The sequence below is a fragment of the Alteromonas sp. MB-3u-76 genome (assembly GCF_002831605.1).
Taxonomy (GTDB): domain Bacteria; phylum Pseudomonadota; class Gammaproteobacteria; order Enterobacterales; family Alteromonadaceae; genus Alteromonas; species Alteromonas hispanica.
This window is the reverse complement of sequence record NZ_CP025115.1, coordinates 1,879,678-1,903,018: the sequence shown is the minus strand read 5'-3', so window position 1 is coordinate 1,903,018 and position 23,341 is coordinate 1,879,678. Positions and strand designations below refer to the sequence as shown.

Annotated in this window: 18 protein-coding genes; all 18 read right to left on the bottom strand. The window is 43.9% G+C overall.

Features of this window, described 5'->3' with window-relative positions; translation table 11 throughout:
• Positions 1-48: 48 nt before the first annotated feature.
• Positions 49-2,367 carry an efflux RND transporter permease subunit gene (locus tag CW735_RS08395; RefSeq protein ID WP_071978902.1) on the bottom strand — a complete coding sequence of 773 codons (2,319 nt, stop codon included), beginning with the start codon at positions 2,365-2,367 and terminating at the stop codon, positions 49-51.
• A gap of 15 nt (positions 2,368-2,382) precedes the next feature.
• Entirely contained in the window at positions 2,383-3,429 is a 1,047-nt protein-coding gene (locus CW735_RS08390; RefSeq protein ID WP_071978901.1) for a WD40/YVTN/BNR-like repeat-containing protein, read from the bottom strand.
• Between the two features lie 79 nt (positions 3,430-3,508).
• Positions 3,509-4,876 carry a DUF1329 domain-containing protein gene (locus tag CW735_RS08385; RefSeq protein ID WP_071978900.1) on the bottom strand — a complete coding sequence of 456 codons (1,368 nt, stop codon included), beginning with the start codon at positions 4,874-4,876 and terminating at the stop codon, positions 3,509-3,511.
• Positions 4,877-4,888: 12 nt separating this feature from the next.
• Positions 4,889-6,952 (bottom strand): DUF1302 domain-containing protein, encoded by a 2,064-nt coding sequence (locus CW735_RS08380; protein ID WP_071981164.1) that lies wholly within the window; start codon positions 6,950-6,952, stop codon positions 4,889-4,891.
• A gap of 271 nt (positions 6,953-7,223) precedes the next feature.
• A complete protein-coding gene (locus CW735_RS08375) occupies positions 7,224-7,466 on the bottom strand; it encodes a DUF2835 family protein (protein ID WP_071978899.1) in 243 nt (80 codons plus the stop codon).
• Positions 7,453-10,065: an aminopeptidase N gene (gene pepN, locus CW735_RS08370; protein WP_100971685.1), complete on the bottom strand. Its 2,613-nt coding sequence runs from the start codon at positions 10,063-10,065 to the stop codon at positions 7,453-7,455. Before pepN ends, CW735_RS08375 begins: the two co-directional genes overlap by 14 nt.
• 31 nt (positions 10,066-10,096) lie before the next feature.
• A complete protein-coding gene (gene nhaC, locus CW735_RS08365) occupies positions 10,097-11,572 on the bottom strand; it encodes a Na+/H+ antiporter NhaC (RefSeq protein WP_071978897.1) in 1,476 nt (491 codons plus the stop codon).
• Between the two features lie 42 nt (positions 11,573-11,614).
• Positions 11,615-12,949: a sodium-dependent transporter gene (locus CW735_RS08360; RefSeq protein ID WP_071978896.1), complete on the bottom strand. Its 1,335-nt coding sequence runs from the start codon at positions 12,947-12,949 to the stop codon at positions 11,615-11,617.
• 83 nt (positions 12,950-13,032) lie between these two features.
• Positions 13,033-15,075: a carboxy terminal-processing peptidase gene (prc, locus tag CW735_RS08355; RefSeq protein WP_071978895.1), complete on the bottom strand. Its 2,043-nt coding sequence runs from the start codon at positions 15,073-15,075 to the stop codon at positions 13,033-13,035.
• Between the two features lie 2 nt (positions 15,076-15,077).
• Entirely contained in the window at positions 15,078-15,746 is a 669-nt protein-coding gene (gene proQ, locus CW735_RS08350) for an RNA chaperone ProQ (protein ID WP_071978894.1), read from the bottom strand.
• A 16-nt stretch (positions 15,747-15,762) separates the two neighbouring features.
• Entirely contained in the window at positions 15,763-16,053 is a 291-nt protein-coding gene (locus CW735_RS08345) for a hypothetical protein (protein WP_071978893.1), read from the bottom strand.
• Positions 16,050-16,508 (bottom strand): GAF domain-containing protein, encoded by a 459-nt coding sequence (locus CW735_RS08340; protein ID WP_071978892.1) that lies wholly within the window; start codon positions 16,506-16,508, stop codon positions 16,050-16,052. Before CW735_RS08340 ends, CW735_RS08345 begins: the two co-directional genes overlap by 4 nt.
• 12 nt (positions 16,509-16,520) lie before the next feature.
• Positions 16,521-17,246: an SIMPL domain-containing protein gene (locus CW735_RS08335; RefSeq protein WP_071978891.1), complete on the bottom strand. Its 726-nt coding sequence runs from the start codon at positions 17,244-17,246 to the stop codon at positions 16,521-16,523.
• A 220-nt stretch (positions 17,247-17,466) separates the two neighbouring features.
• On the bottom strand, positions 17,467-18,546 hold the full coding sequence (locus CW735_RS08330) for a pyridoxal-phosphate-dependent aminotransferase family protein (protein ID WP_100973220.1): 1,080 nt from the start codon (positions 18,544-18,546) through the stop codon (positions 17,467-17,469).
• Positions 18,547-19,132: 586 nt separating this feature from the next.
• Positions 19,133-19,657 carry a gamma carbonic anhydrase family protein gene (locus tag CW735_RS08325; protein ID WP_071978890.1) on the bottom strand — a complete coding sequence of 175 codons (525 nt, stop codon included), beginning with the start codon at positions 19,655-19,657 and terminating at the stop codon, positions 19,133-19,135.
• Positions 19,658-19,705: 48 nt separating this feature from the next.
• Entirely contained in the window at positions 19,706-20,566 is an 861-nt protein-coding gene (gene tesB, locus CW735_RS08320) for an acyl-CoA thioesterase II (RefSeq protein ID WP_071978889.1), read from the bottom strand.
• A complete protein-coding gene (locus tag CW735_RS08315; protein ID WP_071978888.1) occupies positions 20,553-22,442 on the bottom strand; it encodes a protein kinase domain-containing protein in 1,890 nt (629 codons plus the stop codon). The genes tesB and CW735_RS08315 overlap by 14 nt, the downstream gene beginning before the upstream one ends.
• Before the next feature lie 2 nt (positions 22,443-22,444).
• The gene (locus tag CW735_RS08310; protein WP_071978887.1) at positions 22,445-23,296 is read right to left on the bottom strand and encodes a 23S rRNA (adenine(2030)-N(6))-methyltransferase RlmJ; all 852 of its coding nucleotides are present in this window, start codon (positions 23,294-23,296) and stop codon (positions 22,445-22,447) included.
• Positions 23,297-23,341: the final 45 nt, after the last annotated feature.

Here is a 23,341-nt window from a genome sequence, read left to right as displayed (position 1 = left end):
AAAAAGGGCCAAAAGGCCCTTTTTTTTGCTTAGCTATGCAAAAATAATTTATGCATCTGGGTCATTTTTGTTCCACCAGAGGAAGCGTGCCAAGGCTGGCAGTACAATAATTGCACCAAGCATGTTTACGACAAACATAAATGTAAGCAATATTCCCATATCCATTTGGAATTTAAGCGATGAGAACACCCATGTGCTTACACCAATTGCCAGTGTTACGCCTGTAAACAACACCGCACTACCACGTTCTTTCAGTGCCGCAAAATACGCTTCTTGGACTGTTGCACCCTGCTTGAGCATTAAACTCTTTGTAGAAAGTATATAGATACCATAGTCAACACCAATACCCACACCCAGTGCGATAACTGGCAAGGTAGAAACGGTGAGACCAATCTGTAGGTATGTCATTAGTGCCTGAGCAAGGACCGATACAACATACAGAGGTATAACCACGACTAACGTTGCTCTAATCGAACGGAAGCTGATTAAACACAATGCGATAACAGCGCCGAAGACATAAAGCATCATAGGATCTTGTGCTTCACTCACCGCTTCGTTTGTTGCTGCCATTACGCCAACAGGACCTGAAGCAAGGCTAAATTTCATATCGTCTGTTTCATAGTCGCTGCGGTAGTCTTTCACTGCATCAACAACCCGTGAAATAGTTTCTGCTTTATGATCTTCCATGAACAGGATGATTGGCATAACTGAACAGTCACCGTTTAATAAACCCGATGAGGTAGGTACGCGTGAAATTGCCTGCACTAAAGTCTGCTGATTACGAGGGATAACTTGCCACTTCACATTCCCTTCGTTGTAACCTGCGTTTACAATTTTTGCGACCGATGCCAAAGACACAGCAGACTGCACACCATCAACGTTTTCCATTTTCCATTGGAAGTCGTCCATGGCTTTCATCACGTTATGCGAGGTACAGGCCTCTGGTGTGGTTTCTACAAGAATAGAAATATAATCGACAGTAACTTCGTATTTATCGGTAATTAAGAACGTATCTTGGTTATATCGCGAGTCTTCATGAAGAGCTGGCGCACCGGCATGTAGGTCGCCTATTTTCATCTTTTGAGCTTGGAAATGACCAAAAACAAACAAAATAGCAGTAATGGTTAATATGATAGCCGCCGGCTTCTTACGAGAGCACGCCGCAATCATATCCCAGAATTTACTGTTTGATTTTTCTTTACCCGCGAACTTTTCTACGTAGCGTTCATCAAGCTTCAAAAAGCTCATAAGCACAGGTAATAAAAGAAGGTTGGTTAAAATAATAACCGCAACACCCATACTGGCTGTGATAGCTAGCTCTCTAATAATACCTATGTCGATAACCAATAAGGTCATGAAACCTACAGTGTCAGAAAGCAATGCAATACCGCCTGGTATAAGCAAGCTTCTGAAGGCTGCCATAGATGCTTGTTTTGCACCAATCCCTTTAACAGCTTGCTTCTCTACCGCATTTATCATCTGCACACCATGGCTTACGCCAATGGCAAACACAAGGAACGGCACTAGAATAGACATGGGGTCCATGCCGAAGCCAATAGAGGTTAGTAGGCCAAGTTGCCAAATCACCGCGATGACTGAACACAGCAATGGAAGCACGGTAAGCATTATACTGCGAGAGAAGAAATACACCATGATGGCCGTAATTGCGATTGCGATGGCGAAGAAAACCAACACATCTTTTGCACCATTTGCTACGTCGCCAATCATTTTAGCGAAGCCAATAATATGAATAGACGTTTGCTCGTTCTCATACTGGCCGCGAAGCTGCTCCTCTAGCTCTGCGGCAAGCGCAAGAGTATCGAGAGGTTCGCCGGTTTGTGGGTCGATGTCAAGCAATTGCGCAGTTACCATTGCGCAGCTGTAATCGCTGGATACTTGGCGACCAACAATATTCGCTTTTTCAATGTTCGCTGCTACAAGTTCAAGCGCCTCAGGATTTGAGGAATTGAAGTCGGCTGGAATTACCGGCCCCCCGGCAAAACCACCTTCTACAATTTCGGTAAAGCGTGTAGAAGGAGAAAATAAAGAAATAACTAAAGAACGATTTACACCATTGATAAAAAACAACTGGTCATGCACGTTCTTCAACGTGTCGAAAAAGTTTTTATTGAAGATGTTATCGTTTTTATCGCACACAGAAACAAGAATATTGTTTGCGCCACCAAAATCTTGGCGATGCTCAATATAGGTTTGCATGTATTCGTGATTGAGAGGAATATTTTTTTCAAAGCCTGCGTCTAAACGCATTTGAGAAGCTTGATAGCCTAAGAAAACCGTAGCAATAGCAAAAAGTGCGACTACCACTTTGCGGTTACTGAAGACTAATTTTTCTAGAAAATGGGTCATTTTTTTTATACTGCCCTATTTTAAGTTCAACGTTTTCACGCCGTTCGCTGACACCGCGATGTTGAGGCCTTTAAACTGCTTTGCATTGAGAATTGCAGCTTTATCGTCAATTTGCGAAACGGAAATACCTTCTCCAGGCTTACAGTCGGTAGGATTAGCATAAGGGTCGCGCATGCTTGTAGGTATTGGGCGCGTCGCCTTTACCATTTTACCGTTGTTACCTAATGCATAAACTTCAGAGTCTGAGCTTATAAGAATGGAGTTTAATGTGCTTGTTGAACACGTTTGTATGTATTCCCAAGACGACGACTCGCGACTAACAAACATGTTTCCACGTAGGCCAACGGCTAACACGGTTTCATCATCTAATGGCTTGATGTCAAAAAACGAACCTGTGTAATCTACGCTGTAACGCTGCCATGATTTTCCAAAGTCATCGCTTTTTGCTAATAAACCAGCCTCTCCAGCAAGGTACAGCGTATCGTTATCTAGCGTTATTCGATTTATGTGAGGAAGAATAGATTCTAACTCTTGCTGATAAAAAGCTTCGTCTTCTTTTCTAATCTCTTCTAGATATTCCCTATCATAAGGGTCTAAAAGACTGGCATGCCGTTCCGCACTCCACGTTTTACCGCCGTCTAATGTACGATAAAAAAGGCCATAGGCGCCCGCTGCAATACCGTGTTCTTCATCAAAGAAAAGAACATCAAGAAATGGACGCTGTAAGTCGGGCTGATACTGTTGTACTTCCCAAGACTCACCTTTATCTGATGAATGGATAATGGTTGCGTCGTGACCCACCGCCCAAATGTTGCTTCCAACCACGGTATTGGCCGTTAAGGTTGACTGCGTTGGTACTTGTTTTTGGTTAAAGTCGCTGCCGTTTTCAGAAATAAGCACATGCCCACGTTCACCGACAATAACAACATATTCATCAGCGTCTATATCCAGTAAAACAGATTGTTCTACTAATGGTGCCATAAATGCTTCTTCAGCAATTGCAGTACTTACGTTATTCACTGCAAAGGTGGCGGCAATGCACGCTGCAATGGTTTTTTTCATATTGAACCATTCCCCCTAATAATAATTGTCTGTAAACAAAAACGGTTGGCAAGTGCCAACCGTTAGTTGTGTAAGGCTGTTAGCGCATACCTTCTCGTCGTAACGCTTGCGGTGTAAATTCAACATCTCGAGGACGTACGGTAAAGTCGTACATCTGCTCTTCGTTGTCTAAACCGATAGCTAAGTATCTACGCGAGTTTAAGTCGTGATATGAATCTAGCGTAGACCACTGCGTTGGCACTTCGTAATAGTTTACACCATACGCTACCGCAACACGATAGAGTTCGCCACGATTGTCATACATATCAGCAACTTGAATTTGCCAGCTGTCTTCATCTATAAAGAACACACGCTTTTGATAGATATGGCGGAAGCCCTCTTTCAATGTAGCTTCAACTACCCAAACACGGTGCTTTTCCCAACGTGTTAGATCAGGGTTAACGTGGTTTGGCGTAAGAATGTTCTCATAGCTAGCATTGTCTGAGTGTAATGCATAGTTGTTATACGCCACGTACATTTCTTGTTTACCTACCAGCTTCCAATCGTAACGGTTAGGTGAACCGTTAAACATATCAAAGTCATCGGTAGTGCGCAGGCCATCAGCTGCTGTTCCTGGTGTGTCATAGGCAATGTTTGGTGCTAGACGAACACGACGCTGACCCGTGTTGTAAGTCCACGCTTTACGAGGCTCTTTCACTTGGTCTACAGTTTCGTGAACAAGCAATGCCGTACCTGCAAGACGAGCAGGCTGAGTGACTTTCTGTTTAAACATAAACAAAATATTGTCTTCAGTAAGTTGCTCTGGAGTTGCATTTTCTTCGGCGTACTTAATGAGAAGCTGCTCGTCGAAACCAATGACGTTGTAGTCACCACCGGTAGTAACCGCTGCTTGGCCACCATTACGCTGAACGGCTTCACCGCGATAACGTAAGATGTGGTTCCATATAGCTTCCAACCCGTTTTGCGGAATAGGGAACGGAATGCCAATAGCAGCACCTTTAATACCGTTACCACCATCTAAAAGCTCAGCGCGCGTAGCGTTTACTTTAGTTGCGTCGTATATAGCCTGCGGGTTTGAGGCCGAGCGACGAGTTGGATAAACCGGCATACGGAACGTGTCAGGGTATGTTTCGAACAGCTTCTTCTGCCCTTCCGACAAGTACTCAGCATATTCTTTGTAGTTATCAGCTGTTATTTCAAATAAAACTTTATCTTCTGGAAATGGGTCTGGGTGGTGATCGCCCACCGAGTAGCCTGCAGGTGCTGAGGTAATACCGCCAGTCCATGCTGGAATACTGCCATCGGCATTGGCTGCAACTTCGCCTCCAAGCGGCGTTAACTCATTACCCAATTTGTTCGCCTCAGCGTCTGAGACTTTCGCCATTACACTTGCACCAGATAGTGCCAGTGACAAGGCGGCTGCAATAATTCCTACTTTTCTAATCATAAGTACCACTCTTTAGATTGCATATTTGATGTTAAATGAAACAAAGTCTCTATCTGCAAGCGCATTAGTTGTACCAATACCGCCCCAGAATGCACTGTATGACGCTGTTGCCGACCACTTGCTTAAGTAGTCTAAGGTCATAGAAAAAGCAGCAGACTTAACATCTTCTGTGAAAAGGAATAGAGGATCGGGTGTGGTGCCCTCTACATCATGTGAAAACGTTGCTCTTACACGTAAGTTCATACCGGCATAAATTGAATTGTAATCGGCAACCGCCAATAGACGATATCCCCATGCATCGTCAGTAGCGAACGGATTGGTTTCCGGTCCGTCTGACAAGCCTAGGTGAAGCCCCTGACGAGCATTACCCGTGGCCGTTGGCTCTAGTGATGGCGTTCTTGCCGTACCAGGTGCATTCAGTCTCACTACGTTTGGATCTGGCATATCAACAATATTTACGTAACCGGCTTCACCAAGGAGTACAAAATTGTCTGCACCAAACTTAGGTCCAAATACGTGAGACGCTGTAAACTGCATCTGCCATGTATCAGAGAAAATAAAGCCCTGCGCTGTTTCACCCGGACCCACTGCGCGACCAATGTTATTCAACTGAGAAATACCGGCTAAGTCAGGACGCAGACCTGCATTTGCAAGCTGTTCTGGCATACCCATGTACAGTAATTCAACGTCGTCAATCTGCAGTGGCTCGTCTACACGATATGCAAATTCACCCGCAAGCGCTGTTGTACCAATATTAGTGTTAAAGCTCATACCATAGAGCTTAATATCTTCAGGGTAGAAGAATTCAGACTTTGTAAACGCACGTAAGTCTGTGATGTTGTCACGAGTAATTTCATTGCCAGCAATAAACGCTAGATCGGCACCAATACCCGCTTGAGTAAAGTCTGATGTCACACCAGAGATAAGCGGACGTTGGCTGTGATAATTAATGTGATAAAAGCTAAATTCAGTTTCATTAATTTCAGGTGCAAACCACGTTAAACGTAAACCGTACTGACCTTGGTCATCTGCTTCATTGTGAGGGTCATCACCGAAACCGCGAACCGCAACCTTGGTTGGGTAGGCTAAATATGCCTGAGATAAATCGGCTGGGTTGGCCCCTGAACGTAACAAATCGCCATACCCGTTAAGCGCGCTCAGCAAGTGCTCTAGGTCGATATCTGGGTTACCACTGAAACCTAGCTGAATGTTTTGGCGTTGGCCGCCGTCACCCGCGAAGTCATTTACGGCAAAATAGCTGCCTGACACAGGCAACCAACTGCGTTGGAATTCGTATTGATAGTAACCAGAGATACTTACGTCTGGTGTTAGACCTAACGAGGCGTAAACCATGCCTACCGGTAGATATACTTCTCTTAGTTCGGCACCAGGTGCACGGGCCCGAGTTACATCAACAGGGTTTGTTGTGTTGATGCCATGCTGAATAAATGTACTCTCACCCCAGTTGATAACCTGACGACCTACGCGAAGTGTTAGCGGCTTATCGCCTACCCACCAATCACCGTAGAAGAAAGCATCGTATAGACGCACATCGGTACACAGCAAGTCTTCTGCTTCAGGGTCTTGACAAAGATCATACTGGTTGCCTGTTATTGGGTTTGAATATGGGCGGTCGCCGTCCATTTGCTCAAAATCATAAAACCAGAATCCGCGAGCAAAGAAACCGTAATCACCAAAGTTGATGTCTAACTCGTGAGTACCTGAAATCTGAGTGGCAAACGCATCGCCTGGATCGTGAGCCAAGTTACCAAGGTCGCCATTCGTAGAGTAGCCACCGTCAGCTAAGGCCCAGACATCACCGCTCGTGTAAATAGGATTAAATGCTGCTTGATAACCCGACCAATTGAATTGAGGCTGGTTACTGTTACCGATAAGATCATAATCTCTCGCCTCGGTACGAATACTTGTAGCCAGTGAAAATGTTGAATCTAACGTGATGTTTGCATCACCTACTTGCCAACTGGCGGCGTGAGCAGGAACTGCAGCAGCACCTAGCAGAGTGAGAACCCCTGCTGCAATTGGTGAAATCTTAAAAGCGCTAGGCCTGTTTTTCATATTTTTATACTCCCAAGTCGACGCGATAGCATGCTCGACATCATGACCAACCATAACGATTAACAAAATCATTACATCATTTGACCAGAACCGCAAGAACTAATCCTACCAGTTAACAATTTTTACAACATTAATCGTATCAAATAGTTATTGCTTTATCCTGAGTATAAAAGGCATTTATGCACTTGCACAAAAAATTATGAAAAAGTGAGTAAATTTCACCCACTAGTTACTGTTTTAAAAACTTTAAAAAAAGAAACTGAGAGTAGTGCTAGCGGATGCGCTCGAAGGATTTGATTTTGTTCTGTTGATTCACAATCATTCTAAACCGCCCTTTTACTCCATCAGAGGTAATAAATTGGCGTAAACGACCGGTAGGCACCTGCACGCGCACGCCAGATTCCGCAACCATCACTACGTTGGGTACTGATGGCGAATAGAGCGCCTCACACTGGGTGTAAGGCACACTTATCGAAAAATAAAACACACTATCTGTTTGTTCAATCCGCGCCATAAGCAAGGCTCTTGCTCACTTTTTCGAACACGTCTTTACTTAACCCTTTATGGTTGAGTAGTCGACCTAACTGCTCTTTCATTAAACGTTGATGTTGAGACGCAAACCCTTGCCATTGAGTTAACGGCGTAACTATCCTTGCCGCTACCTGCGGATTGAGTTTATCTAACTTAAGTAAGTAGTCAGCAACAAACTTATATCCGCTGCCATCTAATGCATGAAACATTTCACTATTATAAAAAGCAAAACTGCCGATGACTGAGCGCACTCGGTTAGGGTTACTTATAGTAAACTGGGGGTGTTCACACAGCATGGTAATAGTAGCGAATATATCTTTTGTTGGCTGTGTGGCATGTAACGCAAACCATTTATCTAAAACCAACGGGTCCTTGTTGTACCTTTGTTCAAATTTTGCCATTAATGAATCGAACACTTCTTTACGGCAGAACTGCGCACTGCGAAGGGCGCCTAGTGTGTCTGTCATATTATCAGAAGCCTCAAACTGCTCAATAACAAGATGTTCGTGTTGCGGCAAACGAGCTAAATGCGCTAGCACGACATTTTTACAGCGGCGCTGATTTACCGCGCTTTGTTCATAACTATACGGCTTGCTCTCAATACTATTAAAAACGTCAAGAAGCGCTGCTTCTAATTGTTGAGCAAATTGATGGCAAAACTTAGTTCGCGCTTTGCTTAATTCGGCCACATCAACAGAAGTTCTCAATTGGCAGAGTGTTTCAAATGATGGAATAACGAGACATTCACCAAGAAGTTCTACATTATCTATTTCTCTGAAGATTGCACTGCGAATACCAACCCAAATATTTTCGTCGATAGAGGCTTCGGGCGATTGCTCAAGCTCTCTAATACAACGATCATAGATAGACTGCATTGCATCCCAGCGATTAAAGGCATCCTTCCCATGCTTAAATATGGTCAGGAGTGACTCAGTGGACAAGGGGTTATCGACCTTGGCCGGTGCAGAAAAGTTCCCTAATACCGCCGGAGTAAGGACGTTACCTGATGCATCCACGGTGAATGACATAGATTCTTTGTCTAATATCACCATGCCGTCGTTTATTACACCCTCATTATCTGAATACAGTTCACCGCCCTGGCCGATGATTTCAATATTAATCGGCATATACAATGGCTGTTTGTCGTGCTGATCAGACGTTTTAGGCGTGCGTTGCGATAGCGTAAACTGTACTTTCCCGTTTTCGAGCTCTTGTTGTTGAACACTTATAACGGGAGTGCCCGATTGACTGTACCATAGTGAAAACTGGCTTAAGTCTAATGATGTTGCAGACTGCATAGCAGAAACAAAGTCATCGCAGGTGACAGCTTGTCCATCATGTCTCCTGAAGTACTCATCCATCCCCTGCCTAAAGCCATCAACGCCCAACAGGGTGTGGAACATGCGAATAACTTCTGCACCTTTGTCGTAAACCGTTACTGTATAGAAGTTATTCATTTCAATAACTTCATCAGGTCTAATTGGGTGACTCATTGCACTTGCATCTTCCGCAAACTGGTGCTCGCGCATCACTCTTACATGCTTAATTCGGTTACTGAGTTCTGACGTCATATCTGCGCTGAACTGCTGGTCGCGAAATACCGTTAGCCCTTCCTTTAAGCTCAATTGAAACCAGTCGCGGCAGGTTACTCGGTTCCCAGTCCAGTTATGGAAATATTCGTGGGCAATAACGGCTTCTACATTGAAAAAGTCATCATCTGTCGCGGTATCTTGATCTGCTAAGACAAACTTACTGTTGAAAACATTTAGCCCTTTATTTTCCATTGCGCCCATGTTGAAGAAATCGACAGCGACAATCATGTAAATATCAAGGTCGTATTCCAGGCCGAATACATCTTCATCCCACTTCATTGCCCGCTTTAAAGACTCGAGCGCGAACGTGCCCTGATGCTTTTTACCTTTATCAACGTAAAGCTCTAACGCAACCTCTTTACCGCTTATGGTGGTATAGCTATCTGTTAATAAGTCAAAGTCTCCTGCCACAAGTGCAAATAAATAGCAGGGCTTAGGATGTGGGTCGTGCCATTTAACAAAATGTTTGCCATCACTCAGCTGCCCCTTATCGACAGGGTTGCCGTTTGAAAGCAGCATTGGGTATTTTTCATCGCCAACTACCGTTACTGTATATACCGATAGAACATCTGGACGGTCTAAGAAAAATGTTATTCGCCTAAAACCTTCTGCCTCACACTGAGTACAGTAAGCCCCACCTGACAAATACAAACCTTCCAAGGCTTTGTTGTTATCAGGGGCAATGCTGGTTTCTATGTAAAGCGTAAACTCGTTTTTATCGACAGGAATAGAGAGCGATGAGTCGGTAAGGATATAGCCGTCGTTATCGTCAGATTTCGCCGCAAGCGGTGCGTTGTCGATAAGCAGTTTATGTACAGGAAGATTATCGCCGTCTAGCACTAACGGCTGATTGTGACTGCCCTGCCTTGTTACTTTCAGAGTACTGATTACGCGAGTGTCTGTTGGATGAAGTGTGACGTGCAAGTCAACGGTACTGATTAGAAAAGCGGGCGGCTTATAATCCGCCCGGCGTTTAATTTGAACTGACATAGAACCCCTTTTTGAAGTGCCTATATGAATGTTATACAGACCCTTCGCTTTTAGTTTCAAATGTTGGCGGCGTGATACGTAATATCTTAATGCCTAAATACGCGTAAACAATCGCAAGAATTGGGTTAATAACGTTGAAAAACGCATAAAAAATATAATCGAATGGATTTATCAGTAGTACGCTGTGCATATAAGCACCGCAGGTATTCCACGGGATCAGCGGAGACGTTAGCGTTCCGCCATCTTCTAAGCTACGGGACAAGTTTAATTGGTCGAGACCACGTTTGCTGAATTCTTCTTTGTACATGCGCCCAGGCATTACAATCGATATGTATTGGTCTGCAGTCACTAAGTTGGTGGCAAAACAGGTTAATATGGTACGACTGACCATATCGCCAGCAGACTTAGCGCCCAATAAGATAGTGGCGACAGCGCGTTTAAGTAAGCCCACGCGTTCGAGCACGGCACCAAACGACATGGCACAGATAATAAGCCAAATAGTATTAAGCATTGAAGACATGCCGCCGCGAGAAAGTAAGCTATTTAGGTTTTCATCTGGCGTAGAAAAGCTGACACCATCAAACAGTGCTGTCCACACTACCTTTAGCGCACCAATGCTGGCGCTATCGTCTGTACTGGCCATTTCTGCTACTACATCCCATTGAAATACAACGGCCCAAACACCGCCCAACAGTGCGCCAATAAAAACCGCAGGAAACGCAGGCATCTTTTTAATCGCGAGCGTAAGCAGAACAACAAGCGGGACTAGCAAATGCCAGCCAAGGTTGAAAGACTCATTAAGTAAAAGCTGCATCTGCTCGATTCTGTCTGCTTTCGCTTCACCCACCTCGCTAAAGCCGATAACGGTAAACAGGATGAGTGCAATAACAAAGCTAGGAATTGTCGTCCACAGCATATAGCGAATGTGATCGAATAAGTCAGTACCCGCAACAGCAGGTGCAAGGTTTGTGGTTTCAGATAAAGGTGATATTTTATCTCCAAAATACGCGCCCGACACCACCGCCCCCGCGGTAATTGCGGCCGACATTTCCATGCCTGCCGACACACCCATAAGCGCGACACCTACGGTAGCTGCTGTTGTCCACGAGCTTCCAATACTCATAGCGACCACTGCACATATTAGGCAGGTTGCGGCATAGAAAAACGATGGGTTTAATAGTTCGAGACCATAATAAATAAGCGTAGGCACGGTACCCGCTAGCATCCATGTTCCAATAAGAGAACCAACAGCAAGCAATATCAGGCAAGCCCCCAGGGACATTGAAATGCCGTCAACGATGCCTTTTTCTATGGTTTTCCAACTGTAACCGTTCTTCATCCCAATGATGGCGGCCATTCCCATTGCTAGTAATAAAGCTATTTGGTTTGGACCATAAGACGAGTTGTCTTCAAAAAGATAAACGGCAGTGCCCATCATCAGAACAAGCGCCACAATTGGAATAAAAGCGTCTAGAAGTGAAGGAGTTTTTAATTCTTTATTTGTCATTGTTATTGTTTTAATAAACCTTAATTGAAAACGTCGAGTGTCTTAAAAAACAGAACGATAAAACATCAGCGCGATAATAACCGGACACACAAAGCGCACATACCAAGGCCAAATTTTCCAAAATAGGCCGTGTTCTACGTTTTCATTTCCTTGTTTAAGCTCTGCCAGTATTGCATCTCTTCGCCACACCCAACCCGCGAATATACACAGGGCAAGGCCAAGAAGAGGTTGGCTGTATTCTGTGGTAAGCGCAATAACAAAACCGAATAGCAATTCGAAATTGAAAATAACAATACAGCTTAGAATAAAGATAACCGCTGCGATAAATATCACGGCCTTGTGACGTTTCATACCTTTACTCTCAACCATGAACGCCACGGGCACCTCTAACATAGATATTGATGATGTCACGGCAGCAATGGCCATTAAAGCAAAAAAGGTAAACGAAACAAAAATGCCGACAGAGCCTATAGTATCGAAAAGCGCAGGCAACACCTTAAAAATCAGCGTGTCACCTTGTATTAACGCACCATGATCGGTGAATATTTCTACGCCGTTATTCAGCGCTACATACATAGCGGGTATGATTAGCATGCCTGCAATAACGGCAACGCCAATATCAACTAAAGCTACCGAAGCTCCTATTGTTGGCAAATTTTCATTTTTACTGAGATAAGAACCATAAACCAACATAGTACCTACACCCAGTGACATCGAAAAGAATGCCTGCCCCATGGCATTGATAAGCAGCTCTGGGTCGAGCACTCGAGAAAAGTCTGGAACTAAATATGCACTCCAGCCTTCTACAGCACCCGGTTGCATGCTCACGTAAACGATCAGCGCTAAAATGAGAATCACCAAAGTCGGCATTAACCTTACCGACCATTTCTCTATTCCTGACTTTACCCCACCAACCACGATAAACGCGGTCAACATCATGAACAAAGCACAGAATATTACGTTACGCGTAACCGATGAGGTAAGTAGCCAGTCGCTCGCAGACTGCATTCCTACAAGGCGCACTGCAGAATCGGCAAAGTAGACCAACATCCAGCCACCAACGATGGCATAAAAAGCTAAAATAAGAGAAACGGTGACACAACCCCATATCCCTGTGGCTCTACCGACAAAGTTTCCAGATATTTTTCCCAGTGCATCAACCATATTTGAACGCGAGCTTCTTCCAATAATTAACTCTGCCATCAACACTGGATAAGCAAGTACAAACGCAAGCAGTAAGTAAACCAATACAAAAGCTGCGCCGCCGTTACTCGCTACTTTTGTTGGGAACCCCCAAATATTTCCCAGACCCACTGCTGAGCCTGCTGCTGCTAGCACGAAACCTATTCGAGAAGAAAACTCGCCTCGTATCGCCATATTATTTGCCTTTATTATTGTTGTAATATTTATATAGACACAAAAAAAGGGCTGGCCCTAGACCAGCCCTTTTTCGATAGCGCTTAATTTGTTGTTATAGCGTATCGACCTGTCTCAATCATATCAAAGGTGATGTTAGCTGCCTCATCTAAGAACGGGTCTAACTCTTCCATATCTTCTGGAAGGTCATCAAGCGTAGCGACTGGCTCTAACCCCATTCTTTGGAGACGTTCGTTAGCGCGGGCTAAGGATTTTGCCTCGCCCTCTTTTTTCTTCGCTTCTCGCTCTGCCTTCACCAATGATATAAAGTTTTTATCTTTATTCTCTTTGTACTCCTGAATATCCTCGTCGATATACGAAAACTCAGGATTTTGCATAATTCGTTTATTATGTTTTGCCGTTAACACATCTAGTGCCGATCTATCATCCGCAAAAGTTGTGTAATTGGCTCGATTAATACTGTCCCAAGGTAGTGCGTTATCAGCTTGACTTTCACCCCACTCAGCCGGTTCAATTGCCGATGGATATAAGATGTCTGGAATAACTCCCTTGTGTTGGGTACTTCCACCGTCTATGCGATAAAACTTCGCGATGGTAAACTGAACACTACCTAGCGGATTGTCGTATAGGTCGTAAATTTTTCCTAAGCCGCGATGCTGCTGAACCGTTCCCTTACCAAAGGTTTGCTCTCCAACAATAAGCGCACGATTGTAATCTTGCATTGCCGCTGCAAATATTTCGGATGCTGAAGCACTGTAACGGTCTACCAACACAGTAAGCGGCCCGTTATACGCAACCTCACCATCAGTATCGCGATTAACACTCACTTTCGACTGCCCGTAGCGAATTTGTACTACCGGGCCTTTCTCAATGAACAGCCCAGAAAGTAATGTGGCCTCAGTTAATGAACCGCCACCATTACCTCGTAAATCAACAATAATGCCCTTCACATCTTGAGATTTAAGAGAGTCAATTTCTTTGGCTACGTCTGCACTTAAATTGTTGTAAAAGCTTGGGATAGTTATCACACCTAACGACTGACCAGCATGTGGCCCTTCATCAGGAACATAAACTTCTGATTTCGCAGCTCTGTCTTCAAGTTTGATTTTATCGCGAGTTAACTTAACCACCGACGTTGATTTAGATTCTGTTGCGCCTTTTTCAACTTGCAGGCGAACTGTGCTACCCTTTGGCCCCTTAATGAGTTCAACAACTTCATCAAGTCTCCAGCCGATAACATCAACAAATTCCTCGTCGTCTTGCGCTACACCAACAATTTTATCTTCAGGCTTAATAGCACCTGATTGATCAGCTGGACCACCAGGCACAACGCTTTTGATAATGGTATAGTCGTCTTCGCTTTGCAGTACTGCACCAATTCCCTCAAAGGAAAGGTTCATCTCCATTTGAAAACGATCAGCATTTCTGGGGGACAAGTAACTGGTATGCGCTTCAATAGTTCTTGCAAACGCGTTCATAGCAGTTTGAAAAACATCTTCGCTTTTTGCCTGTTTCGTGCGTTTAATTGCACGAGTATAGCGCTTGGTAAGAAGCTCTTTCGCTTCTTCCCAGGTTTTGTCAGCTAGAATAAGGTTGAGCGCGTCGTATTTAACTCGCTGACGCCATATTTCGTCAAGCTCTGCAGTATCTTTTGCCCAGTCAGCATCTTCTCTGTCGTAATAGAACTTATCGTTCTCTTTCGCAAAGTCGAAAGGTCCCTTTTCTAATAGGGCTAGAGCATATTCGTAGCGTTCAACCCTTCGCTGCGCAGATACGTTGTACATATCGTATGCAATAGACAGATTGCCCTTGCTCAACGCATCGTCGAACAAATCGCGATACTTTTCGAAACTCACCACATCTTCAAGTAAAAGCACTTGTTTGTTATGGTCAAGGGATTCTATGAACCTTTGATATACTCTTGCCGAAAGAAGATTATCCAACGATATTTCTTTATAGTGTGCACGTGTGAATAACGCGCTCACTCGTTTTGCTGCAACACTGTGCTGAGATTCTTGTTGGAGTATTGGTAGCTCATCAACGTCAGGCGTTGATGTTACAGCACCAGCACCTACACCAACGGTAAGGAATGCGCTAGCAATAGAAATTCGAAGGATATCTTTCATATTTACGACCTCTTGGAACGTGCCAAACGTAAAGCGTCTGCTTTTACTTTTACCACCATACCGGTATCGAGCTGAACATGGATGCCATCTTTAGCAATTTCGGTAATCACTGCCGGCATGGGTTCTTTACCCAGCTTTACCGTTACGCGAGTACCTTGCTTCATGTCACCGTCTGTCAATTTGGCAGGGGGTGTTGTAGTTGGTCTATTATTCTTCGGTTTAGTTCCGCGCTTACTCTCAGGTTGAGCAGAATTGGCCGGCTTTTCGCCCTTTGGACGATTAAACTGACGCTTTTCTGAACGCTTAGGTTGCTGAGCCATTTTGGCCTTGCGTTTTTCAGCTGCCTTCGCCTTACTCTCTTCAAGTTGTTTTTGCGCGTGATCCGAATGCTCTTTTTCAATCGCGTCACCTTCAACACCATCTAAGTCGACGCGATGGGCACCTTCTTTAATGCTGTACAGGTACCGCCAGCTGTTTGTGTAGTGACGAAGCGTAGAGCGTAATAGCGTTTTGCTAACCCGTTCATCATCGTCTAACCGCTGAGCAAGATCTTGGAAAATACCGATCTTAAGTGGAAGGGCCTCTCCTTCAGTGCTAAAACACTTTGGGAAGGTCTCTGCAAGGAAAGCAATAACTTCCTTACTTGTAGTAAACTTCTCTGTTGATTCCATTAACTTTCTAAATTATTCAGGAGATTTCTTCGTTATTTGCATCATCCCAAGTTGCCAGCGTGTGGTCAACCCAATCGAGCAATTCGTCGTCATCAATTTCTAATAAATGTGCATCTTGTTGCCAAGACTCCCAAGCGTAGTGCAAAATTTGCTCTAAACGCTGTGTTTCTATATCTTCTTCTGCGGCATCATATATTGCATGAAGAATAAAGTTTAAACGTTCCGACGCCTCATCTGGGTCATCGTGAACGTCTTCCATATCTTCATAGGTAGACAATACTACATGAATATCGACGCTTATTTTCATGATGGCTGTTGAGATTGGACAAGTATTTGCGCTATTTCTACCAAACCGTTTTCATCTTCTTGCGAGAAACGACCGTGGCTTGGGCTGTCAATATCGAGAACGCCTATAAGGTTTTCATTGACGATGAGCGGCACAACTATTTCGGAGTTTGACGCAGCATCACATGCAATGTGACCATCAAATGCGTGAACATCATCTATGCGTTGAACAGTTTGTGTTGAGGCACTGGTGCCACACACTCCCCGCCCCATTGGAATGCGTATGCACGCCGGCTGCCCTTGAAATGGCCCAAGGACAAGCTCTCCCTCTTTGTATAGATAAAAGCCCGCCCAGTTCACATTCTCTAAGCCATTGAACAATAATGCGCTCAGGTTTGCCATATTGGCAATTAAATCGTGCTCGCCCGATACTAAGCTTTTTGCTTGGCTTATAAGCTGGCTGTAATCTTGTTTCAAACGGTAACCCTGTTATTGTTTAATTTTAAATGTGACATTCACTCGTGCTTCAACATTACTCTGACCTGGCAAAGATACTGACATTTCCTTTGCAAATGTATCGGCACGCATGACTGGAATCGGCATATTGCCACCAGATTCAGATATTGCAACCACTTCACCTACTTCAACGCCTAATTCTTTCGCTAAAAGCTGTGCTCTATTCTTTGCATCACCTACTGCAGCGATTAGCGCTTTTTGATAGAACGACGTTTCACCGAGAGTTATAAAGTTAAACTGCTGAATACGATCAACTCCCCGTTTAAGCACGCCATCTAACACTCGGTCATAATTATCTAGGTTGGTTGAAGTAATAGAAATTTCTCTTGAAAGAGTAAACCCATCTTGATTTCTTCCTTGTGGCGTATTCACATAACGGGGCGTTAAACGCACTTCCATGCTTTGAATATAACGTTCTTCTATACCCTCTTTCAGTAAAAATTTAACGATGGCCTTTAAATCACTCGCCAGCGACTGACTTAATGGGCTAACCGTCTTACCTTGTGCCTCTATAACAAAGGTAACCGAAAATGCATTAGGAACAACATCAATAGAGCCAACACCTTGCACACTCACTGTTGCCGCCGGCAACACTTCTTTTGAGTTCACACCTTCAGAATGCGCCCACAGAGAAGTTGAAACGAAACTAGTAAGAAAAGAAAACAGAATTAACGATGTTACTGCATATTTATTTTTCATGGGGCGTCCTTAACTATTTTTTGTTATCCACAATGCCGCAACGCGGCCTATTAACGTTTTTGTACACCGAAGACTATATTCTAATATAAATGAACATGGAGTGAATGATGAAGCAGTTTACCCGTTTGAAAATGAAAAAAGGTGAGCAGCAACGCTCACCTTACACTTCATTAGAATGAATGATTACTTGTAACAAGCACTATTTTAAACAGGATTCGGGTTAATTTAGCACGCTTTTCAACGATGCTATGCAATGGTCTATATTACGCTGTTTGCAGGCATAACCCATTAATCCGATTCGCCATACTTTTCCAGCGTGCTCCCCCAAACCTGCGCCAATCTCTAAATTGAATTCATTGAGAAGGTGACTTCGTACTTTGGCATCATCAACTCCCTCTGGGATACGAACCACGTTGAGCTGAGGTAACCTGAAACGGCTGTCTACAGTAAGCTCTAAACCTATTTCATTGAGTCCTTGGGCTGACCTGTCATGACCCGAAGCATGTCTTTTCCACGCATTCTCTAAGCCCTCTTCTTTTAGCATTAGCAAAGATTCATACATGGCATACATACTGTTTACTGGTGCGGTGTGATGATAAGCACGCTTTGCACCTTTGCCCCAATAACCCACAATAAGATTCATATCTAAGAACCAGCTTTGTACCTTGGTTTTCCTGTTTTGAATTACCGATACGGCTTTTTCACTAAATGACACCGGAGCGATTCCAGGAACACAACTTAGACATTTTTGTGACCCTGAATAAATAGCATCAATCCCCCACCCGTCAACGTCGAGCTCTATGCCGCCTAATGAGGTGACCGAGTCAACAATCGTAAGGCAATTGTGTTTTTGAGCAAGCTCGCACAGTAACTTTGCTTCGTTACGTACACCCGTTGAAGTTTCTGCGTGAACAAACGCTAGTATTTTGGCGTCTGGGTTGGCGTTAAGCGCGTCTTCAACCGCGTTTAGATCGGTTTGCTCTCCCCAGGCGTTGTTAATAGTGACGGCCTCGCCGCCGCATCTTTCGACGTTTTCGACCATGCGCATACCGAAAACACCATTTATACACACAATCACTTTATCGCCCGGTTCGATAAGATTCACAAAACAGGCTTCCATCCCAGCAGAACCCGGTGCAGATATTGGCATAGTGAGCGGGTTTTCAGTTTGAAATGCGTACTGAAGAAGATTTTTTGTTTCGTCCATCAGTTGAATAAACAGAGGGTCTAGGTGCCCAATTGTTGGACGTGCCATCGCATTGAGGATACGAGGGCTTACATCTGATGGACCCGGCCCCATAAGTGTGCGTTCAGGTGGTAAAAATGTGGCGTTTGACGGTAGTGGCATGCTCAATTCTCTAACTTTTAGAATGCTTAATCATGCAGACATACTACTAGGATAGCTCTCTGGTACAACCATCTGTAGTCAACATAATTTATATGAATGGTAAGTCTGCTGCACATTAGTCTTCGTCTTAGGCGTTGAACTCATATTTTGCGGTGCGACTTTTAGTGACAATCCTTAATGGTTGATGAAGTTTATAATCTGCCCGTTGAGGGATTGAGTAAGCCAGATTCTCTAGTATGTGTATATTCTAGCTATCGATAGAAACGGAATAGAGTGAGGTTATGTGGTTAGACCAGAGTTTTTATAAACATTAACCAATTGATTTTAATCCAGTTATTTATAATTTTGAGCCTGTAATAAAAAATTAACACCTATTTTGTTTATAAAATGAGCAAACATCATCTATAATTGAGATTCGTGCAAGATTTACGTTAAATCTCTCCCTTTAAAAGTTAGCGCACGGCTCAGCAATGGGCCATTTCCCTAGGCCCAGAACGGTTGTTCTGGGCGTTTTTTATGCACAACACATAATATCTACCTATACATCAGTCGCCTTTAGCGAATGTGCGTAATGTTGAGCGTTATCCTTATAGTGTGCAGCAGAGGCTTCTAACTTAGGTTTAACACTTTCATCCAAGGTTTTAATGACTTTTCCCGGGGAGCCGACGACTAAACTAAAGTCAGGAATATCCATATTTTCTGTAATTAAGGCGTTTGCGCCAACGATACAATACTTTCCTATATTTGCGCCATTGAGCACCACTGCATTTATGCCAATAAGCGAATAATCGCCAATAGTGCAACCGTGTAGCATTACTTTATGCCCCACTGTCACCCCCGTACCAAGGGTTAAAGGTACACCAGCGTCAGTATGTAATACGCTGCCGTCTTGAACATTACTTTTTTCACCTACAGTAATAAGGTCCATATCGCCGCGTATAACAGCATTGAACCAAACGCTGCTGCCTTCACGCAAATCGACGTTTCCAATAACATGAGCACCTGGTGCAATATAGGCGCTTTTATCGATTTTAGGGGTTAAATTGCCCAGTGAATATTGCATATCATCTTCCTTTTTTGCCCATAACTATTTTGAAATTATCGGTCAATTTTATGAATCAACCTGACGCATAAGACCTTCTTGTGTGGTCGATGCCACGAGTTCGCCTTGCTGCGTAAAGATCTGCCCTTGTACCAAACCTCGAGCACCGCCACTGAACGGACTTTCCATCGCGTATAGCAACCATTCATTTAAGTTAACAGGGCGGTGAAACCACATAGCGTGATCAATAGTGGCCATTCGTAAAGACTTATCAGTAACCGCGACGCCATGAGGTTGCAAAGAGGTGCTTAAAAAGTGGTAGTCTGACGCGTAAGCCAGCGCCGCTTGATGAACAGATAAAGACCCACTGAGCGTATCTCTCGCCTTCATCCATATATAGCGCGTTGGCTCGTGTTTAACAGGTTGATAAGAGTTGGCCGCATTAACCGTGCGAATATCAACTGGCTTGTGGTAGCTCAAAGCCTCTCTCATTGGGCGAGCGATTTTATTGAAATTCTCTTGATAGAAATCGATGTCAGACTGAACCTCCTCTGGCGGAGGAACATCTGGCATTGTTGGTTGCTGATGGTGCATACCCTCTTGAGGTACCTGAAAAGATGCTGTCATATAGAAAATGTTTCTACCGTCTTGAATTGCTTTAACTCGGCGAGCAGAGAAACTACGGCCATCTCGAACAATTTCGACGTCATAAACCACAGGTTTTTGTGCGTCTCCTGGCAATAAAAAGTAGGTGTGAAATGAGTGGGCCACTCTTTCTTCGTCAACGGTCTCGTAAGCAGCGGCTAGCGCCTGTCCAAGAACTTGTCCGCCAAATAATGCCCGAAAACCCAAATCCCAGCTCTCACCTCGATAAAGGCCTGCTTCTATGGTTTCTAACTCAAATAGCGAAGATAGTTTAATATCCGACATGTTGTGCGTTCTCTTGTTTCATTGCTTTGGGATTTCTTGGGTAGTACTTTTCTGGCAGTGTTGCCTTATGCTCAAAAAAGCGAGTGTCTTTATAGGGTAACTTCATAAACCCTGAAATACCTAACCCTTTTATAAGCGGTATCTGCTTAACCAAATCATTAAGAAGCGCTCTGAATGACGCCTCTTGGCTGTGATCGAGCAAGGTATAATAATTGTGAATTTTTAGATGGGTAGCTAATGACTCGAAAATAATACACCCCGTATGATGGATGGCGTTAAGCGCTTTTATCGTATCTATTATTGTATCCGGTAATTTTAGTAGCTCGTCTGGATCATCACCATCTTCAAAATAAGAGTGTGTGCGACTATCGTCTTTTGATAAGGACGTTTTAGACAACTCATAGGGAATTTCAAGACCTTCTGATGGTATGAAATCTTCATCCTCACTTTCTCGCTCAATGTGCACCGTGTTTTTCGCATTGAACATACAACATTTAAATACAGCGGGCTTATGTATGGCGCGAGCAAGGGTAATTACATTATTAACCGCCTGTTCGAAGGCAGACTTTAAACCAGGATCGTGAAGGTTAAGACTTGAATCTACATAAATACCTTCAGGCTCCCACCTCACGGCCATTCCACCAACCACTGGATAGCGACCCAAGCGACTTATTGCAGAAACGAAGGCTTTTTCGGTATCGCCCATACCTTGAAGATAATTTTTGTAGTACCGGTCAAACTGCGCATCATCGATATAGCGCAACTCTTCGCTCTCAAGCGCGGCTTGTTGTCGCAGATAAGACTTTCTTGAGCTATACACTACCGTTTCTATATCCTGCCCGGTTTGATGTACCCATGTTGGAATAAGCGGTGTATACACCGCCTCTTTATCTTCAGAAAACACCATGTTTTTTAAAACATGTAGGTGATTAAGAAAATAATCGCCTCCCTGTCGGCGTTTGGTAGCGTCGTCATCGAGCATGTAGGTTAAAATGTCTGCGAGCATTTTCGGCAAGCCTAAAGACGAGGGAGTAATAACTTTGCTGCCGTATCGACATGACTGCCCAGAGGCCAGTGCATAAAGGGTACTTGCTAAGCCCTGTTCATCAAAACGGGGGCTAGAAAGCGCACCATTTAACTGTTCTTCACCAATAAAATACACATCGCCAAGCCTAGCATTTGTTTGCTGCAGCTCGCCCGACATTAAATCCATTACATTGTTGGTAACGAATTGCCCAGAGGCATCTGTTTGTGCAAATACGGAAGACCCCCAATCTATCAAACCAATACTTTCATTTTCGCCGTCCCATACCAGATTAGATGGCTTTATGTCCCCATGTACTATGGGCTTGTCCATTCCTTTTGCCATATATTGCCGCAGGTAGACCAGTATTTCCCCTACTTGAACGGCTATTTTGACGATGACTCGCGGTGATAATGGCCCCACGTGAAGACTTACTTTTTCTAAGTCTTCCCCCGGCGCTTGTGCCATGACAAGTATGGACTGCTTTCTTATTTGCTGGTACTCAATAAAACGAGGAACGTACTTGTGATCGACATGAGACAGCATAAAGCCTTCTTCCTCAAGCCGTTCTCGTATGTGCTGTGGTAACGTAATTCGGGAAAATTTAAATACGCGTTTTTCTCCATTAGAAAGCGCGCCATTAGCAAGCACGCCAGAAGGAGACTCGCCAGAAAAAGCAAACCCAAAAGCCCCCTTGCCTAACAACTCAATATTTATATATCCAAGGCTTTTCAGCTCAGCAATACAAAGGCTAACCCAATCTTTTAGCTTTTTCGCGTCTGCGTGAGAAAGCAAATAAATAGATTGTTCATCAGGTATGTAAAAGTGTTTGAGTCCCTTGAGTTGCGACATAGTTAATTATCTTTATTGACCCAAATAACACTGCTACTGCTCTGCTCTCCCATGTGTTGCGTCACTTCAAGCATTGCTTCACTAAGCTGTGTGTCAAGCTGCCAAGCAGGGTTTAACACCATTACTCCTGAGCCGTACATGCCCGCATCATGAGTATTTTCAGCAATTTGCATTTCAGCTTTAAAACAGGGCACCTGCAACTCGCTTAGCTTTTCACACATTGTTTCACTAGCGCCATGCTTGTTGCCAGAACGGGCCGAAAGCAAAGGATACCAGATAACAATCTGAGCCTGCTGCCATCGCTTCAGCACTCGTTCTACGTTTGTAACAACATCTTCATATTCATTCACCCTTTCATAAGGAGGGTCAATTAATATTGCACCTCTATTAGGCTTAGGTGGAGTGAGAGCAATGAGCCCTTCAAAGCCATCGCGCTTATGGGAATGGGCGTTACTGCTGGCATAAGCAGCAATATTTGATTCTAATTTTGCGAACTCCCCAGGATGAAGCTCCATAGCGTGCAGCACATCACTCTCTCTTTTTAACTCTGCACTAATAACAGGTGAGCCTGGGTAAGCATCTTTGCTAACAAAAGACTGACAAAGAGAAACATAGTCGTTTAAGAGGGAGCTTTTCGCAACAACATCCTGCAAACTGGCAATACCATTTAAATACTCTTTATTTTTTGACGATAAATCATCTGTGAAGTCATACAGTCCTGCACCAGCATGAGAGTCGTATAACGTAAAAGGCTTTTCTTTCTTTTTAAGCGATTTTATAACGCCTAACCAGCACAGGTGTTTGATAACGTCGGCATGATTGCCAGCGTGAAATGCATGTTGGTAACTTAACACAATTTTCCTAGGTAACGTTGCGTTCAATGTATTTCGCTATAATAG

Bases quoted from the DNA above. Each gene is read 5' to 3' on its own strand.
- proQ (WP_071978894.1), bottom strand. From the start codon at position 15,746: ATGGAATCAACAGAGAAGTTTACTACAAGTAAGGAAGTTATTGCTTTC.
- CW735_RS08390 (WP_071978901.1), bottom strand. From the start codon at position 3,429: ATGAAAAAAACCATTGCAGCGTGCATTGCCGCCACCTTTGCAGTGAAT.
- CW735_RS08325 (WP_071978890.1), bottom strand. From the start codon at position 19,657: ATGCAATATTCACTGGGCAATTTAACCCCTAAAATCGATAAAAGCGCC.
- CW735_RS08315 (WP_071978888.1), bottom strand. From the start codon at position 22,442: ATGTCGCAACTCAAGGGACTCAAACACTTTTACATACCTGATGAACAA.
- CW735_RS08360 (WP_071978896.1), bottom strand. From the start codon at position 12,949: ATGGCGATACGAGGCGAGTTTTCTTCTCGAATAGGTTTCGTGCTAGCA.
- CW735_RS08395 (WP_071978902.1), bottom strand. From the start codon at position 2,367: ATGACCCATTTTCTAGAAAAATTAGTCTTCAGTAACCGCAAAGTGGTA.
- prc (WP_071978895.1), bottom strand. From the start codon at position 15,075: ATGAAAGATATCCTTCGAATTTCTATTGCTAGCGCATTCCTTACCGTT.
- CW735_RS08380 (WP_071981164.1), bottom strand. From the start codon at position 6,952: ATGAAAAACAGGCCTAGCGCTTTTAAGATTTCACCAATTGCAGCAGGG.
- nhaC (WP_071978897.1), bottom strand. From the start codon at position 11,572: ATGACAAATAAAGAATTAAAAACTCCTTCACTTCTAGACGCTTTTATT.
- CW735_RS08345 (WP_071978893.1), bottom strand. From the start codon at position 16,053: ATGAAAATAAGCGTCGATATTCATGTAGTATTGTCTACCTATGAAGAT.
- CW735_RS08330 (WP_100973220.1), bottom strand. From the start codon at position 18,546: ATGGGGCCGGGTCCATCAGATGTAAGCCCTCGTATCCTCAATGCGATG.
- CW735_RS08375 (WP_071978899.1), bottom strand. From the start codon at position 7,466: ATGGCGCGGATTGAACAAACAGATAGTGTGTTTTATTTTTCGATAAGT.
- pepN (WP_100971685.1), bottom strand. From the start codon at position 10,065: ATGTCAGTTCAAATTAAACGCCGGGCGGATTATAAGCCGCCCGCTTTT.
- CW735_RS08385 (WP_071978900.1), bottom strand. From the start codon at position 4,876: ATGATTAGAAAAGTAGGAATTATTGCAGCCGCCTTGTCACTGGCACTA.
- tesB (WP_071978889.1), bottom strand. From the start codon at position 20,566: ATGTCGGATATTAAACTATCTTCGCTATTTGAGTTAGAAACCATAGAA.
- CW735_RS08335 (WP_071978891.1), bottom strand. From the start codon at position 17,246: ATGAAAAATAAATATGCAGTAACATCGTTAATTCTGTTTTCTTTTCTT.